The 23,476-nt window shown below is 36.0% G+C and carries 24 protein-coding genes; 10 read left to right on the top strand and 14 right to left on the bottom strand.

The genetic code is table 11. The features are described from left to right. The first annotated feature begins 51 nt into the window (after positions 1-51). From ychF to LNP19_RS14490, 4 genes are all read left to right on the top strand, one after another. Complete coding sequence (gene ychF / locus LNP19_RS14505; protein WP_072938190.1) at positions 52-1,146, top strand: redox-regulated ATPase YchF; 1,095 nt, start codon at positions 52-54, stop codon at positions 1,144-1,146. Between the two features lie 112 nt (positions 1,147-1,258). Then, entirely contained in the window at positions 1,259-1,786 is a 528-nt protein-coding gene (locus LNP19_RS14500; RefSeq protein ID WP_230062611.1) for an NADPH-dependent FMN reductase, read from the top strand. A gap of 138 nt (positions 1,787-1,924) precedes the next feature. Next, the gene (locus tag LNP19_RS14495) at positions 1,925-3,796 is read left to right on the top strand and encodes a DNA topoisomerase IV subunit B (RefSeq protein ID WP_230062610.1); all 1,872 of its coding nucleotides are present in this window, start codon (positions 1,925-1,927) and stop codon (positions 3,794-3,796) included. Positions 3,797-3,843: 47 nt separating this feature from the next. Next, the gene (locus LNP19_RS14490) at positions 3,844-6,486 is read left to right on the top strand and encodes a DNA gyrase/topoisomerase IV subunit A (RefSeq protein WP_230062609.1); all 2,643 of its coding nucleotides are present in this window, start codon (positions 3,844-3,846) and stop codon (positions 6,484-6,486) included. A gap of 45 nt (positions 6,487-6,531) precedes the next feature. Here LNP19_RS14490 and LNP19_RS14485 read toward each other — a convergent pair whose 3' ends face one another. From LNP19_RS14485 to LNP19_RS14450, 8 genes are all read right to left on the bottom strand, one after another. After that, positions 6,532-7,302 (bottom strand): TerC family protein, encoded by a 771-nt coding sequence (locus tag LNP19_RS14485; protein ID WP_230062608.1) that lies wholly within the window; start codon positions 7,300-7,302, stop codon positions 6,532-6,534. 49 nt (positions 7,303-7,351) lie between these two features. Beyond that, complete coding sequence (locus LNP19_RS14480) at positions 7,352-7,726, bottom strand: DNA topoisomerase IV (RefSeq protein ID WP_230062607.1); 375 nt, start codon at positions 7,724-7,726, stop codon at positions 7,352-7,354. 10 nt (positions 7,727-7,736) lie between these two features. Further along, complete coding sequence (locus LNP19_RS14475) at positions 7,737-8,318, bottom strand: DUF1572 family protein (RefSeq protein ID WP_230062606.1); 582 nt, start codon at positions 8,316-8,318, stop codon at positions 7,737-7,739. 2 nt (positions 8,319-8,320) lie between these two features. Next, the gene (locus LNP19_RS14470; RefSeq protein ID WP_230062605.1) at positions 8,321-8,893 is read right to left on the bottom strand and encodes a pentapeptide repeat-containing protein; all 573 of its coding nucleotides are present in this window, start codon (positions 8,891-8,893) and stop codon (positions 8,321-8,323) included. Next, the gene (locus tag LNP19_RS14465) at positions 8,893-9,108 is read right to left on the bottom strand and encodes a DUF6095 family protein (RefSeq protein WP_230062604.1); all 216 of its coding nucleotides are present in this window, start codon (positions 9,106-9,108) and stop codon (positions 8,893-8,895) included. The genes LNP19_RS14470 and LNP19_RS14465 overlap by 1 nt, the downstream gene beginning before the upstream one ends. A gap of 30 nt (positions 9,109-9,138) precedes the next feature. After that, positions 9,139-9,954: an N-acetylmuramic acid 6-phosphate etherase gene (gene murQ / locus LNP19_RS14460; RefSeq protein ID WP_230062603.1), complete on the bottom strand. Its 816-nt coding sequence runs from the start codon at positions 9,952-9,954 to the stop codon at positions 9,139-9,141. Between the two features lie 67 nt (positions 9,955-10,021). Next, the gene (locus tag LNP19_RS14455; protein ID WP_230062602.1) at positions 10,022-10,690 is read right to left on the bottom strand and encodes a ZIP family metal transporter; all 669 of its coding nucleotides are present in this window, start codon (positions 10,688-10,690) and stop codon (positions 10,022-10,024) included. A 98-nt stretch (positions 10,691-10,788) separates the two neighbouring features. Next, a complete protein-coding gene (locus LNP19_RS14450) occupies positions 10,789-11,553 on the bottom strand; it encodes a class I SAM-dependent methyltransferase (RefSeq protein WP_230062601.1) in 765 nt (254 codons plus the stop codon). A 162-nt stretch (positions 11,554-11,715) separates the two neighbouring features. On the opposite strand from LNP19_RS14450, the gene LNP19_RS14445 reads away from it, so the two are divergent. Both LNP19_RS14445 and LNP19_RS14440 read left to right on the top strand, forming a co-directional pair. Then, positions 11,716-12,885: a THUMP domain-containing class I SAM-dependent RNA methyltransferase gene (locus LNP19_RS14445; RefSeq protein ID WP_230062600.1), complete on the top strand. Its 1,170-nt coding sequence runs from the start codon at positions 11,716-11,718 to the stop codon at positions 12,883-12,885. Between the two features lie 51 nt (positions 12,886-12,936). Continuing rightward, positions 12,937-13,173, top strand: coding sequence for a hypothetical protein (locus LNP19_RS14440; RefSeq protein ID WP_230062599.1), 237 nt, complete (start codon positions 12,937-12,939; stop codon positions 13,171-13,173). Positions 13,174-13,283: 110 nt separating this feature from the next. Here the strand turns inward: LNP19_RS14440 and LNP19_RS14435 are convergent, their stop codons facing one another. The 3 genes from LNP19_RS14435 to rlmD form a co-directional block, all read right to left on the bottom strand. Next, the gene (locus LNP19_RS14435; RefSeq protein WP_230062598.1) at positions 13,284-14,117 is read right to left on the bottom strand and encodes a DUF6048 family protein; all 834 of its coding nucleotides are present in this window, start codon (positions 14,115-14,117) and stop codon (positions 13,284-13,286) included. Beyond that, on the bottom strand, positions 14,089-14,610 hold the full coding sequence (locus LNP19_RS14430) for a DUF6452 family protein (protein ID WP_072938150.1): 522 nt from the start codon (positions 14,608-14,610) through the stop codon (positions 14,089-14,091). The genes LNP19_RS14435 and LNP19_RS14430 overlap by 29 nt, the downstream gene beginning before the upstream one ends. Positions 14,611-14,682: 72 nt before the next feature. Next, positions 14,683-16,098 (bottom strand): 23S rRNA (uracil(1939)-C(5))-methyltransferase RlmD, encoded by a 1,416-nt coding sequence (gene rlmD, locus LNP19_RS14425; RefSeq protein WP_230062597.1) that lies wholly within the window; start codon positions 16,096-16,098, stop codon positions 14,683-14,685. A 237-nt stretch (positions 16,099-16,335) separates the two neighbouring features. Here rlmD and LNP19_RS14420 point away from each other — a divergent pair, with 237 nt between their 5' ends. Further along, complete coding sequence (locus tag LNP19_RS14420) at positions 16,336-18,180, top strand: CocE/NonD family hydrolase (protein WP_230062596.1); 1,845 nt, start codon at positions 16,336-16,338, stop codon at positions 18,178-18,180. A 64-nt stretch (positions 18,181-18,244) separates the two neighbouring features. Here LNP19_RS14420 and LNP19_RS14415 read toward each other — a convergent pair whose 3' ends face one another. After that, complete coding sequence (locus tag LNP19_RS14415) at positions 18,245-18,874, bottom strand: SGNH/GDSL hydrolase family protein (RefSeq protein WP_230062595.1); 630 nt, start codon at positions 18,872-18,874, stop codon at positions 18,245-18,247. Between the two features lie 217 nt (positions 18,875-19,091). Here LNP19_RS14415 and LNP19_RS14410 point away from each other — a divergent pair, with 217 nt between their 5' ends. Continuing rightward, on the top strand, positions 19,092-20,144 hold the full coding sequence (locus LNP19_RS14410) for a sensor histidine kinase (protein ID WP_230062594.1): 1,053 nt from the start codon (positions 19,092-19,094) through the stop codon (positions 20,142-20,144). Positions 20,145-20,287: 143 nt separating this feature from the next. Then, entirely contained in the window at positions 20,288-20,701 is a 414-nt protein-coding gene (locus LNP19_RS14405) for an OsmC family protein (RefSeq protein WP_230062593.1), read from the top strand. Between the two features lie 74 nt (positions 20,702-20,775). Here the strand turns inward: LNP19_RS14405 and cysM are convergent, their stop codons facing one another. Next, entirely contained in the window at positions 20,776-21,663 is an 888-nt protein-coding gene (gene cysM / locus LNP19_RS14400; protein ID WP_230062592.1) for a cysteine synthase CysM, read from the bottom strand. A gap of 1 nt (position 21,664) precedes the next feature. Further along, entirely contained in the window at positions 21,665-22,456 is a 792-nt protein-coding gene (gene epsC, locus LNP19_RS14395; protein ID WP_230062591.1) for a serine O-acetyltransferase EpsC, read from the bottom strand. A gap of 299 nt (positions 22,457-22,755) precedes the next feature. On the opposite strand from epsC, the gene LNP19_RS14390 reads away from it, so the two are divergent. Continuing rightward, on the top strand, positions 22,756-23,457 hold the full coding sequence (locus LNP19_RS14390; RefSeq protein WP_230062590.1) for a DUF1003 domain-containing protein: 702 nt from the start codon (positions 22,756-22,758) through the stop codon (positions 23,455-23,457). Positions 23,458-23,476: the final 19 nt, after the last annotated feature.

Here is a 23,476-nt window from a genome sequence, read left to right as displayed (position 1 = left end):
AAGGAAGAATGGCTAGAATCTATTCCATTAAAAAATAAATAGTAACTACATATGAAAGCAGGAATTGTAGGATTGCCAAATGTTGGAAAATCAACATTATTTAATTGTTTATCAAATGCAAAAGCACAAAGTGCTAATTTCCCTTTTTGTACAATTGAGCCAAATATAGGTGTTGTAAACGTTCCGGATCCAAGAATTGAAAAATTAGAAGAATTGGTTAAGCCAGAGCGTGTTCAAATGGCAACTGTTGATATAGTTGATATTGCCGGCTTAGTAAAAGGAGCCAGTAAGGGAGAAGGTCTTGGAAATCAGTTTTTAGGAAACATTAGAGAGTGTAATGCTATTATTCATGTATTGCGTTGTTTTGATAACGATAATATTGTCCATGTTGATGGAAATGTAAATCCTATTCGTGACAAAGAAACGATTGATATTGAGTTGCAATTGAAAGATTTAGATACAGTTGAAAAACGTTTAGAAAAAGTAAACCGCGCCGCTAAAACCGGAAATAAAGAAGCACAAACTGAAAAGGCACTTTTGGATCGAATCAGAGAGTCGCTTTTACAAGCAAAATCAGCCAGAACGATTGTTCCTCAATCTAATGAAGAGGAAGTATTGATGGAAAGTTTTCAGTTAATTACCGCTAAACCGGTGTTGTATGTTTGTAATGTGGATGAAAATTCAGCGGTAAACGGAAACAAATATGTGGATCAGGTTCGTGAATTAGTAAAAGACGAAGATGCCGAAGTAATTATTCTTTCAGTAGGTGCTGAGGCTGATATTACCGAATTAGAAAGTTATGAAGAGCGTCAAGTTTTCTTAGAAGACATGGGATTGAAAGAACCAGGGGCTTCTGTCTTGATTCGTGCTGCTTACAAATTGTTGAAACAACAAACGTATTTTACAGCAGGTGTCAAAGAAGTTCGTGCTTGGACTATTAATATTGGAGCAACTGCGCCACAGGCTGCAGGAGTAATTCATACTGATTTTGAAAAAGGATTTATTCGTGCTGAGGTTATTTCGTATGAAGATTTCGTTCATTACGGATCGGAAGCTAAATGTAAAGAAGCCGGAAAATTTAAAGTTGAAGGAAAAGAATATATTGTAAAAGATGGTGATGTGATGCATTTCCGTTTTAATGTGTAATTTTTAGAGAATAGAATAAAGGACAAAGAGAATAGATGAAACCGCAAAAGCAATTTTGCGGTTTTTTTTTGGTCACGTTTTTTTTGTTACTTTTAGAAAAAAAACAAGAACAATGAAAATCATCGCCTTTGGAGCAAGCCCAAGTAAAAATTCAATAAACAAAAAATTAGCAACCTATGCGGCTCATTTATTTGAAAATGAGCAAGTTGAGGTCTTGGATTTAAATGATTTTCAAATGCCTTTGTTTAGCGTAGATATCGAAAAGGAAATTGGGCATCATCCTTTAGCACAAGCTTTTTTGGATAAAATGGCCAGCGCCGATTTTTTGGTGGTTTCTTTGGCCGAAAACAACAGCAATTATTCAGCGGCTTTCAAGAATGTTTTTGACTGGTGTTCCAGAATTACGGTAAAGGTTTTTCAGCAAAAACCAATGCTGCTTATGGCAACTTCTGATGGGAAAAGAGGAGGAGCCAATGTTCTTGAAATTGCCAAAAATGCCTTTCCGCGCTATGGTGCAGACGTAAAAGCTACTTTCTCTCTTCCGAGTTTTTATGATAATTTTGATAGTGAAAAAGGAGCAATTTCTAATCCTGAATTCGATAATCAGTTAAGAGATATAGTAAAAAATATTGGGCTGTAAATATGGGGATGTTATCCTAAATTCGTGGTTTTTAATCTCAAATGGGGTTGTCAATATCATTTTTGATAACTTTGAAGGCTTCTCCTTTTAAAATAAATCGAGATATCCTATATTAGCACAAAATCCACAAAATTTAAAATGTCAGATCAAAATAAATATACCGAGGATAATATTCGGTCGCTCGATTGGAAAGAACACATTCGTATGCGTCCCGGTATGTACATTGGGAAACTAGGTGATGGTTCTTCACCTGATGATGGTATTTATATTCTTCTAAAAGAGGTATTAGACAACTGTATCGATGAATTCGTTATGGGTGCAGGTAAAACAATCGAGGTAACGATTAAGGACAAAACGGTGGCTGTAAGGGATTACGGCCGTGGAATTCCGCTTGGAAAAGTGGTCGATGTTGTTTCGAAAATGAATACAGGAGGAAAGTATGATTCTAAAGCTTTCCAGAAATCGGTAGGTTTGAATGGTGTGGGAACCAAGGCGGTGAATGCACTTTCGAATTATTTTCGTGTAGAATCGGTTCGTGACGAAAAACAAAAAGCAGCTGAGTTCTCGGCAGGAAATTTAGTTCTGGAAGAAGATATAGTTGATACCACAAAGAGAAAAGGAACCAAGGTAACTTTTATTCCGGACGAAGCGATTTTTAAAAATTACAAGTTCCGCTACGAGTATGTCATAAAAATGGTTAAAAATTATTGTTACCTAAACAATGGTTTGACAATTATTTTCAATGGCGAAAAATACATTTCTGAGAATGGTCTTAGGGATTTATTGGAAGAAACCATCAGTGCTGAAGATTTAGAATATCCAATTATTCATTTGAAGGAAAAGGATATCGAGATTGCTTTAACGCACAGTAAAACACAATACAGCGAGGAATATCACTCTTTTGTCAATGGTCAAAATACGACCCAAGGAGGAACGCACTTAGCGGCTTATAGAGAAGCGATCGTAAAAACCATTCGTGAGTTTTACAATAAAAGTTTTGAAGCCTCTGATGTGCGTAAATCGATTGTGAGTGCCATTAGTATCAAAGTGATGGAACCCGTATTTGAGTCGCAAACCAAAACTAAATTGGGCTCAACAGATATGGGCTCTGATGATGGAACGCCGCCAATTTCGGTTCGTACTTTTGTAAACGACTTTATTAAAACCAAATTAGATAATTATTTACATAAAAACCCTCCCACTGCAGAAGCCTTATTGCGTAAAATTTTGCAGGCTGAAAGAGAACGTAAAGAATTGTCCGGAATTCGAAAATTAGCTACAGATCGTGCTAAAAAAGCCAATCTTCACAATAAAAAATTGAGAGATTGTCGGGCGCACCTTCCAGATACCAAAAATCCTAGAAACTTAGAAAGTACGCTTTTTATTACCGAGGGAGATTCGGCTTCTGGGTCGATTACTAAATCGCGCGATGTAAATACACAAGCTGTTTTTAGTTTGCGTGGTAAGCCTTTAAATTCATACGGAATGAGCAAGAAAATTGTGTATGAAAACGAAGAGTTCAATTTGCTTCAAGCGGCTTTGGATATCGAAGATGGCTTAGAGAAATTGCGTTACAATAACATTGTGATCGCTACCGATGCCGATGTCGATGGAATGCACATCCGATTGTTATTGATTACTTTTTTTCTGCAATTTTTCCCCGAGCTGATCAAAGAAGGACATTTGTATATTTTGCAAACGCCACTTTTCAGGGTGAGAAACAAGAAAGAAACGATTTATTGCTATTCTGACGAAGAAAGAAAAGAGGCGATTGAAAAATTAAAACCAAAACCGGAAATCACCCGATTTAAAGGTTTAGGAGAAATTTCGCCTGATGAGTTCAAGAATTTTATTGGCGATACCATTCGTCTGGATCCTATTATGATGGACAAAAACACTTCGATTGAGCAATTGTTGTCTTTTTATATGGGGAAAAACACACCCGATCGACAGGAATTTATCATCAAGAATCTGAAGGTAGAATTGGATGTAGTTGAAGAAGAAGTATAATAACATAAGTTGATAATCATAGTTCTTATAGAATTCAAAGAAAATAAATGGACGAAGAAGAAAATATAAATCCCGAAGCGCAACAAGAAGTACAAAAGCACGAAGGAGAGCATTTTTACGATCATCAGGAAGACGGAAATGATACCATTACCAAAGTTACAGGAATGTACAAGGACTGGTTTCTAGATTATGCTTCTTATGTAATTCTGGAACGTGCGGTTCCTGCTATTGAAGACGGTTTTAAACCAGTACAGCGCAGAATCATGCATTCCCTGAAAGAGTTGGATGACGGACGTTACAATAAAGTGGCTAATGTTGTAGGACATACCATGCAGTACCACCCACATGGTGATGCAAGCATTGGTGATGCGATGGTACAAATTGGACAAAAGGAATTGTTGATTGACTGTCAGGGAAACTGGGGAAATATCCTAACTGGTGATGGTGCGGCAGCTTCCCGTTACATCGAGGCACGTTTGTCTAAATTTGCTTTAGAAGTTTTGTATTCGCCAAAGATTACTGATTGGGGCGTTTCTTATGACGGAAGAAGGGCTGAACCTAATAATCTTCCGGTTAAGTTTCCATTGCTTTTGGCTCAAGGAGCTGAAGGTATTGCCGTGGGACTTTCTACTAAAGTATTGCCTCATAATTTTAATGAGTTAATTGATGCATCGATAAAGATCCTGAAAGGGAAGCCTTTTACGCTATATCCTGATTTTATGACTCAAGGTATTGCCGATGTGACTAATTATAATGACGGTCTGCGTGGTGGGCGTGTACGTGTACGTGCTAAAATTGCCCAGCTGGATAAAAACACCTTGGTAATTACCCAAATTCCGTTTTCGACTAATACTACGTCTCTTATTGATAGTATTTTGAAAGCCAATGATAAAGGGAAAATCAAAATCAAGAAAATTGAAGACAATACCGCTGCCGAAGTGGAGATTTTGATTCACTTATTTCCGGGTGTTTCTCCAGACAAAACCATCGATGCCTTGTTTGCCTTTACAGCTTGCGAAACATCTGTGGCTCCGCTGGGTTGTGTAATTGAAGATAACAAACCTTTGTTTATAGGCGTTTCTGAGATGTTGAAAATTTCGACAGAAAGAACGGTTGATTTGCTTCGACAAGAACTGGAAATTCAGTTAGAAGAATTAAAAAACAAATGGCATTTTTCTACTTTGGAGAAAATATTCATTCGGGAAGAAATGTACATTGATTTCAAATTGTATTCTGATAAAGAGTCATTGTACAAATACATGTACGACCAATTTGAACCTTTCAAGAAAGCATTTGTCAGAGAAATTAATGATGACGATTTGCATCGTTTAACGCAAATCCCAATGATTCGTATTACTCGTTTTGACTCTGATAAAGCGGATGATTTTATCGCTAAGTTAGAGGATGAAATGAAAGAAGTAGAGCACCATTTAGCACATATCGTCGATTTTGCTATTGCCTATTTTACAAAACTAAAAGAGAAATACGGAAAAGGAAGAGAACGCCAAACCGAACTGCGTATTTTTGACGATATCGAGGCTACGAAGGTAGTTTTACGAAACACCAAATTATATGTCAATCGTGAAGAAGGATTTGTAGGAACGAGCTTGAAAAAAGACGAGTATGTGACAGATTGTTCTGATATTGATGATGTGATTGTTTTTCTTCGTGATGGAAGCATGATGGTCACTAAGGTCGATGCTAAGACTTTTGCAGGGAAAGATATTATTCATGTGGCTATTTTTGACAAAAGTGACAAACGTACTATTTATAATGTGATTTATCGCGATGGAAAATCGGGGCCTTCTTATATCAAAAGATTTAATGTTTCAGGGGTTACCAGAGATAAATTGTATGATTTGACTAATGGTACCAAAGGCTCACAGATTCTCTATTTTACTTGTAATCCAAACGGAGAAGCCGAAGTGGTGACAATAATTTTACGCCAAATAGGAAGTATTAAAAAACTTAAATTTGACATTGATTTTGCCAGTTTAGCGATTAAAGGTCGAGCTTCTAAAGGGAATTTGGTCTCCAAATACCCAATCAAGAAAATTGAAATTAAGGAAAAAGGAATCTCAACTTTATTGCCAAGGAAAGTTTGGTATGATGAGACGGTTCAAAGATTAAATGTAGATGCAAGAGGAGAATTATTGGGCGAATTCAGGCCAAGTGATAAAATTTTGATTATCCATCAATCGGGTAAATTAAAAGTTATTACACCAGAATTGTCCACGCATTTTGATCCTGACATGGTAGTTTTGGAAAAATGGATTCCTAAAAAACCAATCTCGGCTATTTATTACGATGGTGAAAAAGAACGTTACTATGTAAAACGATTCTTGGTCGAAACCGAAAACAAAGAAGAAAGCTTTATAACCGAACATCCAAATTCACAATTGGAAATTGTATCTACGGATTATCGTCCAGTGGTTGAATTAGTTTTTCCAAAAGTAAAAGGTGTTCAAAAAGAAAGTGTAACTGTTGATATAGAGGATTTTATTGCCGTAAAAGGATTTAAAGCACTTGGGAATCAGTTGACAACGGAAAAATTGAAGCAAATAAATATGTTAGAACCTTTGGCTTATGAAATTCCAGAAGAAGTTATTCCGGAAGAAGCAAAAGGAGAAACCAATACTGATGAAGGAGATGTACATCTCGATGAGGATGGACAAGTAATCTTGTTTTAAAAATAAAAAAGCTCCTAAATTTTAGGAGCTTTTTTTATAGAAAAACTATTTCTTTTTTCTCATTTTCATGTTCAGAAATTCTACTGCCAGTGAAAATGCAATGGCAAAGTACAGATAAGCTTTAGGAACAGCACCTACATGTTCTCCTACCAAAGCGGCATTGGATAAATGCATACTTTCAGTGATTAACATAAATCCGATAAGGATTAAGAAGGCCAAACCTAAAATTTGAATCGAAGGGTTTGCATTTACAAAATTCCCAACAGGAACAGCAAAAAGCATCATGACTCCCACAGAAATTACAACGGCAGTTATCATAATGTATAAAGCGCCTTCTACACCATTGGTCATACCAACAGCAGTTAAGATACTGTCAACAGAGAAAATAAGGTCAATCAGTAAAATTTGGAATATAACATTCCCAAAAGACTTTGTAGCCGCTGTTTTTAAATCAAGCTCTTCTTCCCCTTTGTGATCTACTTTTTCGTGAATTTCTTTCGTACTCTTATAAATCAAGAAGATTCCTCCCAATAGTAAAATGATTGCTTGACCGGTAAAATCAGCACTAAACCAGCGCCAGTTAACACTAAAGAAAGGTTCTTTCATGGCAATTAATAACGTGATTCCAAAAAGTAAAGCGATACGCATAAACATCGCTAGAAACAAACCGATTTTAGTAGCTTTTTTTCGTTTCTCTTCGGGTAGTTTTCCCGTTACGATTGAAATAAAAATTATGTTGTCTATTCCCAGAATAATTTCCAGAAAGGTCAACGTTAACAAGGCAATCCAAGCATCAGGATTTAAAAATACTTCCATTTTTTTTAGTTATTAAGTTTTAATTTAGTCTTTTTTGAATGATTAGTCTTTAGTCTTCAAGTTTTGTTACGGTCCCTTTTTGCTTTTGTCCCGTACCAACCATTCCGAATTCAAAGGTATAAGTATTTCCTGATGTTGTCAAAATTTTCATTGCAATTGATTGTGCTTCATTTTTATTTTTAGGGTGCAATTTTGTCAAAACATACTCACAGTCGTTAATCCATCGAATTGAAGCGGTATCTGTCTTTCCTTCAAAAGTCTCTATTTCGATGCTGTCATTTCGCTCAAAAAGAGTTGTTTTCTTTACACCGTCTACTTCGTAATCAAAACGGAATTTGCCGGTTTTAAAATCTTTGCAATTGCGTTCCACATTGTAACAAGAACACATCAAAAGTAGTACAGGAATTAGTAATAATTTGTTCATTTCTAAGTTTTTATTTTTTATTTAGTTTTTTTAATTCGGCATCAGTAAAGTGTTTGATTTCTTTTTCTTGGGCAAATTTATCGTTATTGTAACTATTGGATTTATTTTTGGGAATGGAAAGGCTTTCCCAGGCGTTATTTTTTAATTGTTTGGCATAAAATACAATTTGTCCTATGTGATAAGGATAATGCGCCAATTGTCTGTTTATGGCGTCCAATGCAGTTTGTCCTTCGTTTCGGATATAGATAATTTGCAAAAGATCTTCCGGTTTTAGCGATTCAATTGCTTGAAAAAAACAGTCCCAACCTTTATTCCATGTTGCCAACAATTCTTCTTTGGATGTGATATTGGTTTCAAATTCAGCATCGCGTTCTCTCCACTCTTTTTCCCCGTCAGAGGTCAAAAAATCAGTCCAGCGAGACAGCATGTTCCCTGACAGATGTTTTACAATTGCCGAAATGCTGTTAGAATCATCGTTTGTGACAATAAAAAGCTGTTCCGGTTCCAATTGATCTATCGCTTTTTCGCCAATTGTTTTGTAATAGCGCATTTGCTTTTTTACGCTTGCGAGATAGTGGTTATTGCAATCCATTTCTATTGAATTTTGATATCATATTTATCTAAAAGTCCAGGAATTCCCTGAACGGAGAACTTGGCTTTTTTCATCGGATTGAATTCTGGATCAATTTTATAGTTGTACGCTGTCAAGAAATTGACTTCCTTCAATTGGGTGTCATTAAAAATGGCGTTATCTAAATTGCAATTATCAAAAACCGAAACAGAAAGGTCGCAATTTGTAAAATTAGCCTCTTTTAGCGAACATGAATTAAATTTTGTCTTGGGCATTTTCTTATTAGCAAAAGAAGAATAATCCAAAATACAGTCCTGAAAATGAACCGAAAACATAAAATCAGCGCAAGTACTAAACTGGATTCCCAACAGCTTACAATTTCTAAAACTGACCGTTTTTAGACTAGTTCCAAGTAGTTCAGTCATAGAAAGGTTGCAATCTATAAATTCACAGTCCATGAAAGTGTTATTCGAGAAATTGCTGTTTGAGAAATCGCAATTCTTGAAAACACAATCTTCAAATTCTCTATTGCTGACTTTTTTATCAATAAAGATAACTTTCTCAAATGTTTTTTGGATGTGAATAAGCTCTTCCATTAGTCGTTAAATATTGCTTTTGTAATTGTTTTTAATCCCATAAAAAGTAAATACACGCCGCCAAGACATGTAACAATGCCAACTCCTAAAACCAGATAGTGCCATACGTTTTGTTTGTTTATAAACGCATTGTGAATCACAGACGGACCAACAAATAGTAAAGGCAATGCCCAGGCTAAATATTTAATTCCTTTGGATAATAATTCTTTATTCATTGCTGTTTTATGAGTTTAAAAATAATAGTATTACTTTCGATTATAGTAGTCAATTGCTTTTCTGACACTGCCGTGTTTTTTTAGCAATTCAGAGGCTTCTTCATAGCTTACAGCAATTTCTCCTACGATCATTTTTATACCACGATCGACCAGTTTGTTGTTGCTGAGTTGCATGTCGACCATTTTATTTCCTTTTACCTTTCCCAGCTGAATCATGGTTGCGGTTGTAATCATGTTCAGTACTAATTTTTGTGCAGTTCCAGCTTTCATTCTTGAGCTTCCGGTAACAAATTCCGGTCCTACAACCACTTCGATAGGGAATTGGGCCGTTTGCGAAAGCGGACTTTCGGCATTGCAAGAAATGCTTCCAGTTATAATGTTATTTTCATTGCATTTTTCTAAACCTCCAATAACATAGGGAGTAGTTCCCGAAGCGGCAATCCCAATCACGACATCATTCGTATTTATATTAAATTCCTGTAAATCTTTCCAAGCCTGTGTGGTATTATCTTCTGCATTTTCTACTGCTTTGCGAATTGCGGTGTCGCCCCCAGCAATGATTCCAACTACTAAGTCAAAAGGAACTCCAAAGGTTGGCGGGCATTCTGAAGCATCCAAAATCCCTAAGCGTCCCGAGGTTCCGGCACCGATATAAAAAAGTCTCCCGCCGAGTTTCATTTTAGGGACAATTTGCGCTATCAAAGCTTCAATTTGTGGAAGGGCTTTTTCTACGGCATCGGGTACTGTTTTGTCTTCCTGATTGATGTTGACAAGCAATTCCTGTACGGACATCGTTTCTAAGTGCTCGTATTTTGAGGATTGTTCGGTTGTTTTTGTGAAGGTCATTTTTTTAATATTCAAATTTTTTACGGATAACTATAGATAGAATTCGTATGTTGTGCATCAAAGAGGATTAAACAAAATAAGCCAATATAATTCCGAAAACAATCATCGAAACTTTGGCAATATTAAACTTATGTCCTTCGCTACTTTCAAAAATAATAGTTGAGGAAATATGGAATAATATCCCTATTACTACGGCTGTAATTTGGGTATGATAATCATTTAAAACAGGCAAATAATCAGACGCTAGTGTTCCTAGCGGAGTCATCAATGCAAAGGTAAACATAAAGGCAAAAATTGCTTTTTTATTTAGGTGGGAATTGATGAAAAAAGTAGTTAATATGATGGCAATAGGCAAATGATGAATGGCGATTCCTACAGCTAAATGATTGTGGTGTCCCACGGGGAATCCTTCCAGAAAAGCATGGATACAGAGGCTGATAAACAATAACCAAGGAATATGAGTCATGTTTGGATGTCCGTGTACGTGCCCGTGTTCAGCGCCTTTGGAGAAAAATTCGAGTAGGATTTGGAACAAAATTCCCAGCATGATGAAGATACCAATGCTATGGTTATGGCTTTCGTAAACTTCCGGTAATAAATGCATAACGGTCAGGGAAAGTAAAAAAGAACCACTAAAAGCCAATAATAACTTCAAATTGGTTTTGTTTTTTGGCTTTATAAGCAAGGCAGCAATATAACCAACTAGAACTGAGAGTAAGGGTAAAAGATAATTCATGTTTTTTGTTTAACTGTTTATTTATTTAACTGTTAATCTATCTGTTTAATGGTGTATTCATTTTTTCGATTAACCACATAAGCAATTAACCGAATCAACTATTTGAAAATAAGGATGAGTCTTTCGCTTTCGGTTTTATGAAACTTTTTTAGTTTATAATCCCCAAAGATATCCAGAAGATAAATGCCAGCTTCTTCCATCAGGCTTTCAAAATCTTCTAGTGTCAAGGCTTTCACTTTTTCGGTATAATGAAACTTTTGTCCTTTGTCTTCAAAGTCAATTTCTTTATAGATGTGCCCGTCTTTTAAATAGCGTTTTAGGTGAAAATCGATTCCATCCACAGTTTTTATTTCCTCTGGAACAAGGGTATCGAGCACTTGGTGGACATTCATAAAGTCAATCACGGCAAAACCATATTCCGAAAGGCTTTCTTTGATTGCTTTTAGTGTTTTAAGGTTGTCTTCGTCATTTTCGAAATAACCAAAACTGGTAAACAAATTGAAAATGGCATCATACTTTTCTTCAAAAGCTTCTCGCATGTCATGGACTTTAAAATGCAAGGCTTCGTTGGCATTCTTACTGGCTTCGGTAATGCTGTTTTCTGACAAATCAGCACCAATAACATCAAAGCCCAATTGGTTCAAATAGATTGCATGACGCCCTTTGCCACAGGCTAAATCTAATACTTTGGCCTTCTCAGGCAAATTGAGATAATGCGTTAAATTATCCATGAAAACCTGAGCTTCCCTGTAATTTCGGTCTTTATAAAGGATGTGATAATATGGAGTATCGAACCAAGAACTAAACCAAGTTTCGCTTGGTTGTTGTTGATTTATAGGTGTTGGTTTTTGTTCTTCAGACATTTATTCTTTTTCAATTAATTCAAGTCCCGCAAATTTAGTGTATTTTTGCTGAAAAATAACGAATCGGGGGAGATACAGGGTGATTCTCGGCGAGAATTGTCTAATTTTTCTCCCCGACAGAATATTAAACAGAAAAAGGTCTGTTTTAATTGATACACACAAATGGAAAATAATTTTAAGATGGTTGCCAAAACCTTTTTTGGTTTTGAAGAAATATTAGCAAAGGAATTACAAATGTTAGGCGCACAAGACGTTGAGCAAGGAGTAAGAATGGTAAGTTTTAAGGGAGATAAAGGATTTATGTACAAAGCCAATTTGTCGCTGCGTACGGCTTTGAAAATTTTGAAACCTATTTATTCTTTTAGAGCTAATAATGAACAAGCTTTATACAAAGGAATTTCAGGGGTAAACTGGTCCAGATACATCAATGCCAATCAAACTTTTGTAATTGACGCCACCGTACACTCTACTAATTTTAATCACTCTGAATTTGTTTCTCAAAAATGTAAAGATGCCATTGTGGATCAATTTAGAGAAAGAACCGGACAACGCCCGAGCATCGATAAAGTGCATCCGGATTTAAGAATCAACATTCATATTGATAAGGACCAAGTTTCGGTTGCGCTGGATACTTCCGGGAATTCATTGCACCAACGTGGCTATAGAACCGCAACTAATATTGCGCCTATTAATGAAGTTTTGGCTGCGGGCGTTTTATTGCTTTCGGGCTGGGACGGACAAGGAGATTTCTTGGACCCAATGTGTGGTTCCGGGACTTTCTTAGCAGAGGCAGCAATGATTGCCTGTAATATTCCGGCAAACATCAACCGTAAAGAATTTGCTTTCGAAAAATGGCACGATTGGGACAACAATTTGTTTGATCAAATTGTGGATAGTTTATTAAAAAAAGTAAGAGAATTTCATTACACGATAAAAGGGTATGATAAAGCGCCATCGGCGGTGAGTAAAGCCAAAGACAATATCAGAAATGCTAATTTGGATGAATACATTACAATTGAAGAAAGAAATTTCTTTGATACCGAAAAAACTACCCAAGGGAAATTGCACATGGTATTTAATCCGCCTTATGATGAGCGATTAGACATTCACATGGAAGAATTTTACAAAAATATTGGTGATACCTTGAAGAAGAATTATCCCGCAACAAATGCTTGGTTTATAACAGCAAATCTAGAAGCATTGAAATTTGTAGGTTTGAAACCTTCCAGAAAAATCAAACTTTTCAACGCCAGTTTGGAAGCTCGCTTGGTGAAATATGAAATGTATGAAGGAAGCAAGAGAACGAAATTTCAGGTTTCTGATAATCAGTAATCAGTTTGCAGAATGCAGTTTGGAGAGAGGATTAACACATAACTTATTAAGATGACAAGATTACAAGTACGCGCATTTTTATACCAATTAGGTTGTTTTGCAATATTATTTATTTCAGTTCGTTTTTTGGCGGAGAAGTATACTAATTTAACAGGAATATGGATTCCGGGAACAGCATTTGTTGTAGGAACACTTTTGTCTCCAAAGTTTCAAGCGGTAAAGACTAAAGACGGCGAGAAATTATTTATGAGATGGATTTTATTAAAAGGATTTAGAGAAATAAACTAAGTTTAGTTTAAAACGGTAATTAAAAACCGCAAATTCACTGATTATACAATCGATGAATTTGCGTTTTTTTATGTTTTCGAAAAAAAACTAAAAAGAATAATTTAGCAAGTTTATTTTTTGTTCCCAGTTGTTGCTTCTTCTGGTTTTAGTTTCTTTTTGTAGATAGGAATGAAATAGCTCACAGTGTAGTTGAATCCTACTCCAAAACTACCATTATAAGTACGGTTGAAACCCGGAATGTATAAGTTGTCAAAATTATCCGGTTTTTTATTGGAAATCAAGGTATTCAAGCGGAGGCTGAATCCCATGAATACATTATTGAATACTTTTGCTTTTACACCAGCGACTACTTCCAGCCAATGTGCCGATAAGCCGTTGAATTTTTCTCCGGAAACAATCGCAGCAGTTTCACCAAAATAAGGATTGGAATTGTAAATTTTATAGTTATTTAATTCCTGACTAAAAGTACTAAAGCCATATCGCAATCCTATAGAGATGATATTCTCCATATCTAGCCAGTTTTCATAAGCATTATAATCAAAACCTGCTTTTAGATAAGAACCTTTGGTAGTAAAATTCAATCGTTCATCATCGGTGGTTTTATTTTCATTTCCCAGTTCAGCGGCCAAATAATATTTTTTGGTCAAACGATAATCTCCTGTAAATTCGATCCCTTTATAATCTTTGTCATATAAAGCTCGGGTCAATTTGAATAAATCCACACCCACACGCAATCCGTATCGATTTGTTTTTACTGGGACAATAACACTGTCGGTCATTTTTGCTGCGGTTAATTTTACCATTTTTGAATTCCCGTTGTCAGGAATTACGCCTGCCGTTTTGGAGACATCAGATTCCTTTTTTGGGGTAGTCTCTTGGGCATTGGCAAAAAACAACGATAAAATTAGACAAATGCTAAAAATAGATTTCAAGGTGTGTTTCATTTTCGGTTTCTATGTTACTTTTTTTAACGGCTACATATTGCATCCATTTTCCATCTGCAACGGCAGCATCAGTATGGGTAAAAGGAGTAAGGGGATCTAAAGTAAAAAGTGTTTTAAATCCGCACGCTCTTGATACAAAAAAATCTTCTCTGGTATAGTCAAATTTGATAATGTCTTCATTGACTGCGGCAGGATTTGGGTTTCCAAAATTGGATATAAAACGAAATGTACTTGTGTTTGCATCTGTTTTTAGCGGAATAGAAACGGTAGTACCACTGATTAAGTCGCTCCCTTTAAAGATAATTCCATCGGTCATTCCTTCTCCAATTATTTTTAGATTTGTAACCGTTTTTGGAATAGAGGAATTATTGATATCATAAAATGAAATCACTAATCGTGGTGTAGTTGGCGTATTGGCATCGCAAATATCATCTTTCTCACAGCTGGAGAAAGCGAAAGCAAGTGCAAATAGAAATAAAAATGTTTTTTTCATATACTAATATTCAGTGTTCAGTGTTCAGTGTTCAGTTTGGCATTAGTGCTAACTGATACTGGCCACTGATTACTATTTTCTTCTTTCGAGAAGAACTACGTTTTCTACGTGATGTGTTTGCGGAAACATATCCACAGGACGTACACGAGTCACTTTGTATTTCTCGTCCATCAGGGCTAAGTCACGCGCTTGTGTAGCCGAATTACAGCTTACGTAAACCACTTTCTCAGGAGCGATTTTCATGATTTGTTCAATTACGTCTTTGTGCATTCCGTCTCTTGGCGGATCGGTGATAATCACATCAGGATGGCCGTGTTGTGCAATGAATTCATCGTTAAAAACCACTTTCATGTCTCCTACAAAGAATTCACAATTGCTAATTTCATTGCGTACCGCATTTGCTTTAGCATCTTTAATCGCATCAGGAACACTTTCTACTCCTATTACTTTTTTTGCTTTTTTAGAAACAAACTGAGCAATAGTTCCTGTTCCAGTGTATAAATCATAAACGATTTCGTTTCCGGTCAGGCCAGCGAAATCTCTTGTTATTTTGTATAATTCGTAGGCTTGATCTGAATTGGTTTGGTAGAAAGATTTTGCATTGATGCTAAACTTTAAACCTTCCATTTCTTCCAGAATGTAATCTCTACCTTTGTATAATTTAATATCGGTATCGTATAAAGTATCGTTGGCTTTATTGTTCACCACATATTGTAAGGAAGTGATTTGAGGAAATTTCGCATAAAGATGGTCTAGGATCAATTCTCTGTTGGCTTTGTCGTTTTCGAAAAATTGAATCAAAACCATGATTTCCCCGGTTGAAGCCGTTCTTAACATTAAAGTTCTTAATAAACCTTCGTGCGCTCTGGGGTTAAAGAAAGTCAAGCCATGCTCGTTAGCAAAAGCTCTTACTTCATTTCTAATCGCATTTGATGGATCTTCTTGTAAGTGACATTTATTAATGTCCAGGATTTTGTCCCACATTTTAGGAATATGGAAACCTAGTGCATTTCTGTTGCCTAAATCTTCGGTACTTCCTATTTCAGCTTCAGTCAACCAACGGCTGTTAGAAAAAGAAAATTCCATTTTATTTCTATAAAAGAACTTTTTCTCTGATCCTAATATAGGTTCAAATTCCGGAAGTTCGATTTTTCCGATGCGTTGTAAATGATTCAAGACTTCATTTTGCTTGTAATACAGCTGTTGACTGTACTTCATATTTTGCCATTTACAACCGCCACAAACACCAAAGTGCTCGCAAACAGGTTCTACACGATGCTCTGAGAATTCATGAAAATGAACAGCTTTCCCTTCGTAATAGGCCTTACGCTTCTTAAAAGTTTGCACGTCAACCACATCACCCGGAACGACATTCGGAATAAACACTACTTTACCATCGGGAGCCTTTGCTACCGAAACGCCTTTTGCACCTGCATCAAGGACTTTTATTTGATGAAAGACAACTTTGTCTGTATTTTTCTTTGCCATGGCGCAAAAATAAGCGTTTGTAAACTTTTATAAATTCAAATTAGCAAATATTTTTGAAAAGAGGGTGTTTTATTCGGGTTTAAACTTGAAAACACGCTTGTTATTTGAAATAATAACAGTTTTATATGAAGTTTGGGATTGTAATGAAATGATTTAATTTTATTTCTTTCAAAACTAAATTTTAAAATAGTCATTATTCTGAATACATTTACGATTCTATAATTAGCAATTATCTATATGAAAAAACTATTATTTATTGCGTTTTTGGTAATCACCACTGGCGTATTGGCACAAAACAGTCCAAGTAATGTTGGCGATACTTATACGAAGAAAGAGGTGCAAATAAAAATGCGCGACGGTGCCACCTTGTTTACCGCTATTTATGCGCCCAAAGACCAATCTAAAAAATATCCTATTATTATGCAGCGCACACCTTACAGCTGTGCGCCTTATGGAGCAACCGAATTTAAGAAGAGTATCGGCCCAAGCGAAACCATGATGAAAGAAGGTTATATTGTGGTTTACCAAGACGTACGCGGCCGCTGGATGAGCGATGGACTTTATGACAACATGCGTGCTTTTATTCCCAATAAAAAAGGAAAAACCCAAGTAGATGAAGCTTCGGATACTTATGACACGATTGATTGGCTGGTTAAAAACGTGGCCAACAACAATGGGAATGTGGGTGTTTGGGGAATTTCATATCCCGGATTTTATTCTACCTATTCTTTATTAAGTAATCATCCTGCTTTGAAGGCAGTTTCGCCACAGGCTTGCATCAGTGATTTCTTTTTTGATGATTTTCACCACAATGGAGCTTATTTACTGAGTTATTGGAAAGCAACCCCTTTATTTGGTATTCAAAAATCGGAAAAAACAACCAAGGCTTGGTATCAGTTTCCGGATTTAGGGACTAAGGATGATTATCAGTTTTTTCTGGATGCGGGACCCTTGTCTAATTTGGATAAATATTATGGTAAGGACAATGAATTTTGGCAACAGCTAAAAGACCACAGCAGCTATGATGATTTCTGGCAAAAACGCGGCATTCTCCAACATTTAAAAGATATTAAACCTGCTGTAATGACAGTAGGAGGATGGTTTGATGCCGAGGATTTATATGGTCCTTTGAATACCTATCAAGCCATTGAAAAAAGCAGCAAAAATTACAATACCCTAGTTATGGGACCTTGGAGTCACGGCGATTGGGCTAGGAATAGTGCAACAGCTACCATTGGAAACATAAAATTTGGCGATAGTATTTCTGCTTTTTATCAAAAAAATATTGAAGCTAATTTTTTCCGTCATTTCTTAAAAGACAATGCAAAAGGGGAGAATAAATTGCCGGAAGCTTATGTTTTTGATACGGGTGCTAAAGACTGGAAAACCTATGATGCCTGGCCACCAAAAAATGTGGTAAAAGAGCATTTTTATTTGGCAGAAGCCAAATTAACGACAGGGCTACAAAAGGAAGCTGAATTTCAGGAATTCGTCAGTGATCCTAAAAAGCCCGTTCCTTTTACCGAAGATATCAATCAAAAAGGGATTACACCAAGAAAATACATGACCGATGACCAGCGTTTTGCGGCGAGACGTCCTGATGTTTTGGTTTTTGAAACGGAACGATTATCGGATGATGTGACTTTGGCGGGAGATATTTTGGCACAATTACAGGTTTCCACCTCCGGAACGGATGCGGATTGGATTGTAAAAGTGGTTGATGTATTTCCAAATGACGAACCAGAAACAGCTGAAATTGCCCCTTATTTAAAAATGAGCAATTACCATATGATGGTGCGTAGTGAAGTGATACGAGGTCGTTTCAGAAATAGTTTTGTTCATCCGGAACCTTTTGTGGCCAATGAGAAAACGGCTGTAAATATCAAATTGCAGGATGTGATGCATACTTTTAAGAAGGGACATAAAATCCAAATCCAAATTCAGAGTACCTGGTTTCCTTTGATCGATTTGAATCCGCAAACATTTGTAGACAATATTTTTTATGCAAAACCAGAAGATTTTAAAAAGCAAACGCATCGCGTGTATGCTGATTCTAAAATAGTGTTTTCTGTTTTAAAATAATAGCAGTTAATTTTTATGCAAAACCCAATCCTAGAGATAGAGATTGGGTTTTTGTTTTGTGGAATTATGTTTTACTAAGGCTGAGTTCAATTGTTTTTTCAATTAAAGGAGCCATGATTTCGTATCCTTTTTGGTTTGGATGTACACCATCATCTGTATAGCCTACTTTTAGTCCTTTATCTTCATTTACCATTTGCGAGTAATAGTCGACAAATAAGATACTATTTGTCTCAGCATAATGGCGTAGAGTTTTGTTTAGAGCAATAATCGTGTCGGCTGGTTTTTCCTTTGGTTTCCAATAGAAATGATTGGCAGGTAAAACTGAACAAAGAATAGGCTTGATGTGGTGTAGTTGAGCCAGTTCAATCATTGAAAAGATATTGTTTTGAATCATTTCCAACGTTGAAGGGCCGGTATTTCCGGCAATATCATTACCTCCTGCCAGAAGTACGACTAGTTTCGGTTTTAAAATTATGACATCGGCTCTAAATCGCAATAGCATTTGCGGGGTGGTTTGTCCGCTAATTCCACGATTGATGTAGTTTTTTCCTAGAAAGAAATCCGGTTGAACACTGCTCCAAAATTCAGTTATGGAATCTCCCATAAATACAATTCTGTTTTCATCGGGTTTAGGAAGCGGGAGTTGGGTGTTTTCTTGTCGGTATTTGTTCAAGTAAGGCCAGTCTTCATTCATAGCAGATGCTCTTGATAATTGAAATTTTTAAAACTTTTCTATTGTTTTTGCTTTAGAAACAAAACTAGCAAAATAATTAATAAGTCACAGTTGGTAGCAATCTTGATTTGAGAGAGCGCTTCTTTTTTTTAGAGGAACTTTTTTTTTTATTGTTATTCAAGTTATTATAATTATATTCGTAAGTAAAAAGAGACTAATTTAATAACAATAATAAATTATGAATATAGATTTGTATCGAAGGTTGTCTAAGGTTGGATTTCTTAAAAAGAGCTATGTTTTTAAATTTCTTTTTGTTGCATTTATTGGCATTCATATTCCTTTAATCGGGTTGTTGTTCTTTATTCTTTTTGGAAATATTACATTTTCAACTACGACTATTCTTGTTTTTACACTCGTTATGACTTTAATGGCAACCGCTTTTACTTTGTTGGTTTTACGGAAACTGGTTGTTCCAATTGAATTGGCTTCAAAAACCTTGCATAATTATAAAACTGACAGAACCTTGTCTCAATTGCCGACAAATTTTAATGACGAAGCGGGTTTGCTGATGCAGGATATTCATGAGTTGATATTAGACAGTGAAAATTTTATTAATGAAAAGAAAGATTTGATTTACCTGCTTTCGCATGATTTGAAAAATTTTGCCGGAAATCCACAAGCTTTAGCTAAGCTTATTTTAGAAGCTGATCCCCCAGAAGAGATTAGAGAATTTGCAGAAATGATTCATCATTCGACCAGCCAGCAATTTAAATATTTGGAAAAATTTTTAATGCTTTTAAAAGAACAGGACGAAGCCATAAAAAGCAATTTACTGCCAAAGAGGATAGAGTTTCAATCTGTTTTTTTAGCTGTTGAAGATCAGGTCAGGCAGCTGATGACGATCAAGAATATCTTATTGCTGACGTCGATTGAGGTTAAAGAAGCGGATCTAAGAATTGACAAGGAATTATTAATTAGGGTAATGGTTAATTTAATAGATAATGCAATTAAGTTTTCGTTTCCTGACAGTGAAATCCAACTGCGAATTTATTCAAAAAATAAAGAACTGTATATTACGGTTTCTGATAACGGAATGGGGTTTGATCCAGCCTATAGTGAACAGTTATTTGATAAATTTACCAAGATGAGTAAGCTTGGAACTTCAAAAGAAGCTTCTACAGGAATAGGATTGTATTTATGCAAGAAGATTGTCGAAAAAAATCAAGGAAAACTCACCGCCTTTAGCGAAGGAGATAATAAAGGAGCTACTTTTTCTATTGTTTTTGCATGATTTTTTTCAAGAAACAAGTTTGGCTGTTATAATTGATAAAAATGAAAGAAACTTAAAATCAGATTAACCATTATTTTTTAATGAGGAAGGACAAGCTAGTTGAAAAAGAACTAAATTAGAGGGAACTAAAAAAATATAAAATTATGAAAAGAAAAGCCACTGCAATTTGGAAAGGTTCTCTTAAAGAAGGAGGAGGAACGCTTACTACACAAAGCAAGGTTCTTGACACTACTCAGTATTCATTTCATTCCCGTTTTGAAGAAGGAATTGGTACAAATCCGGAGGAACTAATAGCTGCAGCTCATTCCGGCTGTTTTACAATGCAACTTTCGGCTTATATAACTGAAGCTGGTTTTGAGATTGAAAGTATCGAAACTCAAGCTGTCATTAATTTGGTCGAAGGAACCATTATAGGTTCTCATCTAACGGTAAAGGCTACAATAAAAGGAATTTCGGATGCCGTTTTTCAAGAATTAGTAACGAAGGCCGAAAAAAATTGTCCTGTTTCTAAAGTACTAAATGCGGAAATTACTTCGGTAGCAAGCTTAGAACAATAATTGCCATAGTATTATTTATCAAAAGAAAGGCTCATTTTTAAAAATAAGCCTTTCTTTTTATGTTATAAATGACTCTAATCAAATAAATCCGAAGACAAGTAACGATCTCCGCGATCACAAATGATAGCTACAATTACGCCAGATTCTATTTCTTCGGCAATTTTCAAGGCGGCTGCTACAGAACCACCGGAACTCATTCCTGCAAATACGCCTTCTTCGAGCGCTAATCGCTTTGTCATGGCTCGAGCTTCCTTTTCACTCACTTCTATTATTCGATCTACTTTTGAGGCATCAAAAATTTTAGGCAAATATTCCTCAGGCCATTTTCTGATTCCCGGAATTTGGGATCCGTCGCTAGGTTGTGCGCCAATGATTTGAATATTGGCGTTTTTCTCCTTCAAATAAGTAGAGGTTCCCATGATAGTTCCTGTCGTTCCCATTGCTGAGACAAAATGGGTTACGCTACCATTAGTGTCATTCCAAATTTCGGGTCCCGTAGTTTTATAATGTGCTTTCCAATTATCCTCATTGGCAAACTGATTTAACATGATGTAACCGCCTTCGGCTACTTTTTTATCGGCATAATCTCTGGAACCAAGAATTCCTTCTTTGGCAGGGGTCAAAGTTACTGTGGCTCCATAAGCACGCATGGTTTGGGTACGCTCTTTGGTAGAATCTTCAGGTAGGACTAATTCTATTTCGATATTGAATAATTGAGCAATCATGGCCAAGGCAATTCCGGTGTTGCCGCTAGTGGCTTCAATAAGTTTGTCCCCTTTCTGGATAACTCCTCTTTCTAATGCTGCTGCAATCATATTGTAGGCGGCGCGGTCTTTTACGCTACCTCCAGGATTATTTCCTTCAAGCTTCAATAAAAGTTTTACGTTTTTATTTTTAATCAAATTCACCGTTTCCATCAGCGGAGTGTTTCCAATCAGGTTTAATAATTTTTGTGGCTCCATATTATTTTAGCTCTTTTATTTTCACTTCTGTAGTTGTGGTATTAGTTACCATTGATTTGGCTGGAATTGATTTGGTTACCCATGTGTTTCCTCCAATGATGCTGTTTTTTCCTATAATGGTTTCTCCTCCTAAAATAGTAGCATTAGCATAAATGCAAGTGTTTTTCTCGACTGTTGGATGTCTTTTGGTGTTTTTCATGTCTTTGCTAACGCTTAAAGCTCCTAAAGTAACCCCTTGGTAAATTTTTACATTTTTTTCAATGACGGCGGTTTCTCCTATCACAATTCCAGTTGCGTGGTCGATAAAGAATGGCGAAGCTATGGTTGCTCCAGCGTGAATGTCTGTTCCGGTGATTCGATGGGCGTATTCGCTCATTAATCTGGAAAATAATAACAAGTCTAAAAGATATAATTCATGGCTCAATCTGTAGATGGCAATGGCGTAAAATCCGGGATAGGCAAGATATACTTCTTCGATGCTGTTTGAAGCGGGATCATTTTCTAAGATGTATAAAGCATCTTGATTTAGATTTTCAAGTACGGCGGGTAACTTTTCCAGATATTGCTCCCAAATGGAATCGCATGTTCCTTTGGGTTTTTTACAAGCGATTACAGAAATCTCTTTGAATAGCTGTTTTAGCTCTTCTATGCTTTCGTTTAAGGGCGCATTAGAGTCAAACAAGGTGTAGAACAGTTTTTCGGTAAAAGCTTCTGTTTTTGTCTTGATTCCGTAATTGATAGTCGTGTGACTCTTTAAAGAATCGATATTTTCGATAATCAGATCTTTTGTCATGATTATAAGGTTGAATTGTTAGTAGAAAATGCGAGATGTAAGGAATGCTTAATGACAGCAACAACAGCTGTAAATTTTAGTAAAAGCAGGCAGTTTTGAAAAAAATAGATTGCTGTAAGGGTGTTTAAGCATGATTATTTGTTTTCTGATGAAAAAACGAAACAAATATATTGAACAATTTTGGATTATTCGGTAACAACGGCAATTGTCTCACTGGGAATCAAGCGATTTTGGATGTATGCCGATTTTGAATTAAATAATTAATAAATCCGTAAATTAGCATAGAAAAATAAAATGAAATGAAAAAAAAATCAACTTTTATAAGTGATCTTTCTCGGAAGCAATTTCCATTAATAGATAAGGTTTCGGCCAAAATAATTCGAACACCTATTCTGACTTTGATAAAAGAGGACTTTCCGGATTTTACTTCAGAAAAGTTTTTGTCTGTAACGGAGTTGAATTTATATCGGGACAAATACATTTCGAATTATCTGTCTCAGGAAGTAGATGTTCTTTCGGAAATTGAAACCCAAGTTGCAGCAGAACTCAAAGATTATGATTCTACGGTAATCAAAATTGAGGAAGAAGTCGAAACCAGAACCTTTGGGCAATATGTCGCGGATAAGGTGGCTGATTTTGGAGGGAGTTGGCGGTTTATAATCCTGTTTGGTGTTTTTATTCTTTTATGGATTCTGGCTAATATTTATATTTTGCTCAATAAGGGATTCGATCCCTATCCATTTATTTTATTGAATTTAATCCTGTCCTGTTTAGCAGCCCTTCAGGCTCCGGTTATTATGATGAGTCAAAATCGTCAAGAGGAGAAAGACCGGGAACGAGCAAGAAAGGATTATATTATCAATCTGAAATCAGAACTGGAAATCCGAATGCTTCATGAAAAACTGGATAATTTAATCAAGCACCAACAGGAAGAATTAATAGAAATTCAAAAGATACAAATCGAGATGATGAATGATATTTTGAAGAGAGTCGAAAAGTGAGGTATTTTTTAAAAAAGGC

This window comes from Flavobacterium acetivorans (assembly GCF_020911885.1).
In the GTDB taxonomy this organism is placed as follows: domain Bacteria; phylum Bacteroidota; class Bacteroidia; order Flavobacteriales; family Flavobacteriaceae; genus Flavobacterium; species Flavobacterium acetivorans.
The sequence above is the reverse complement of the archived record's forward strand: the minus strand, read 5'-3'. Positions and strand labels throughout refer to the sequence as shown.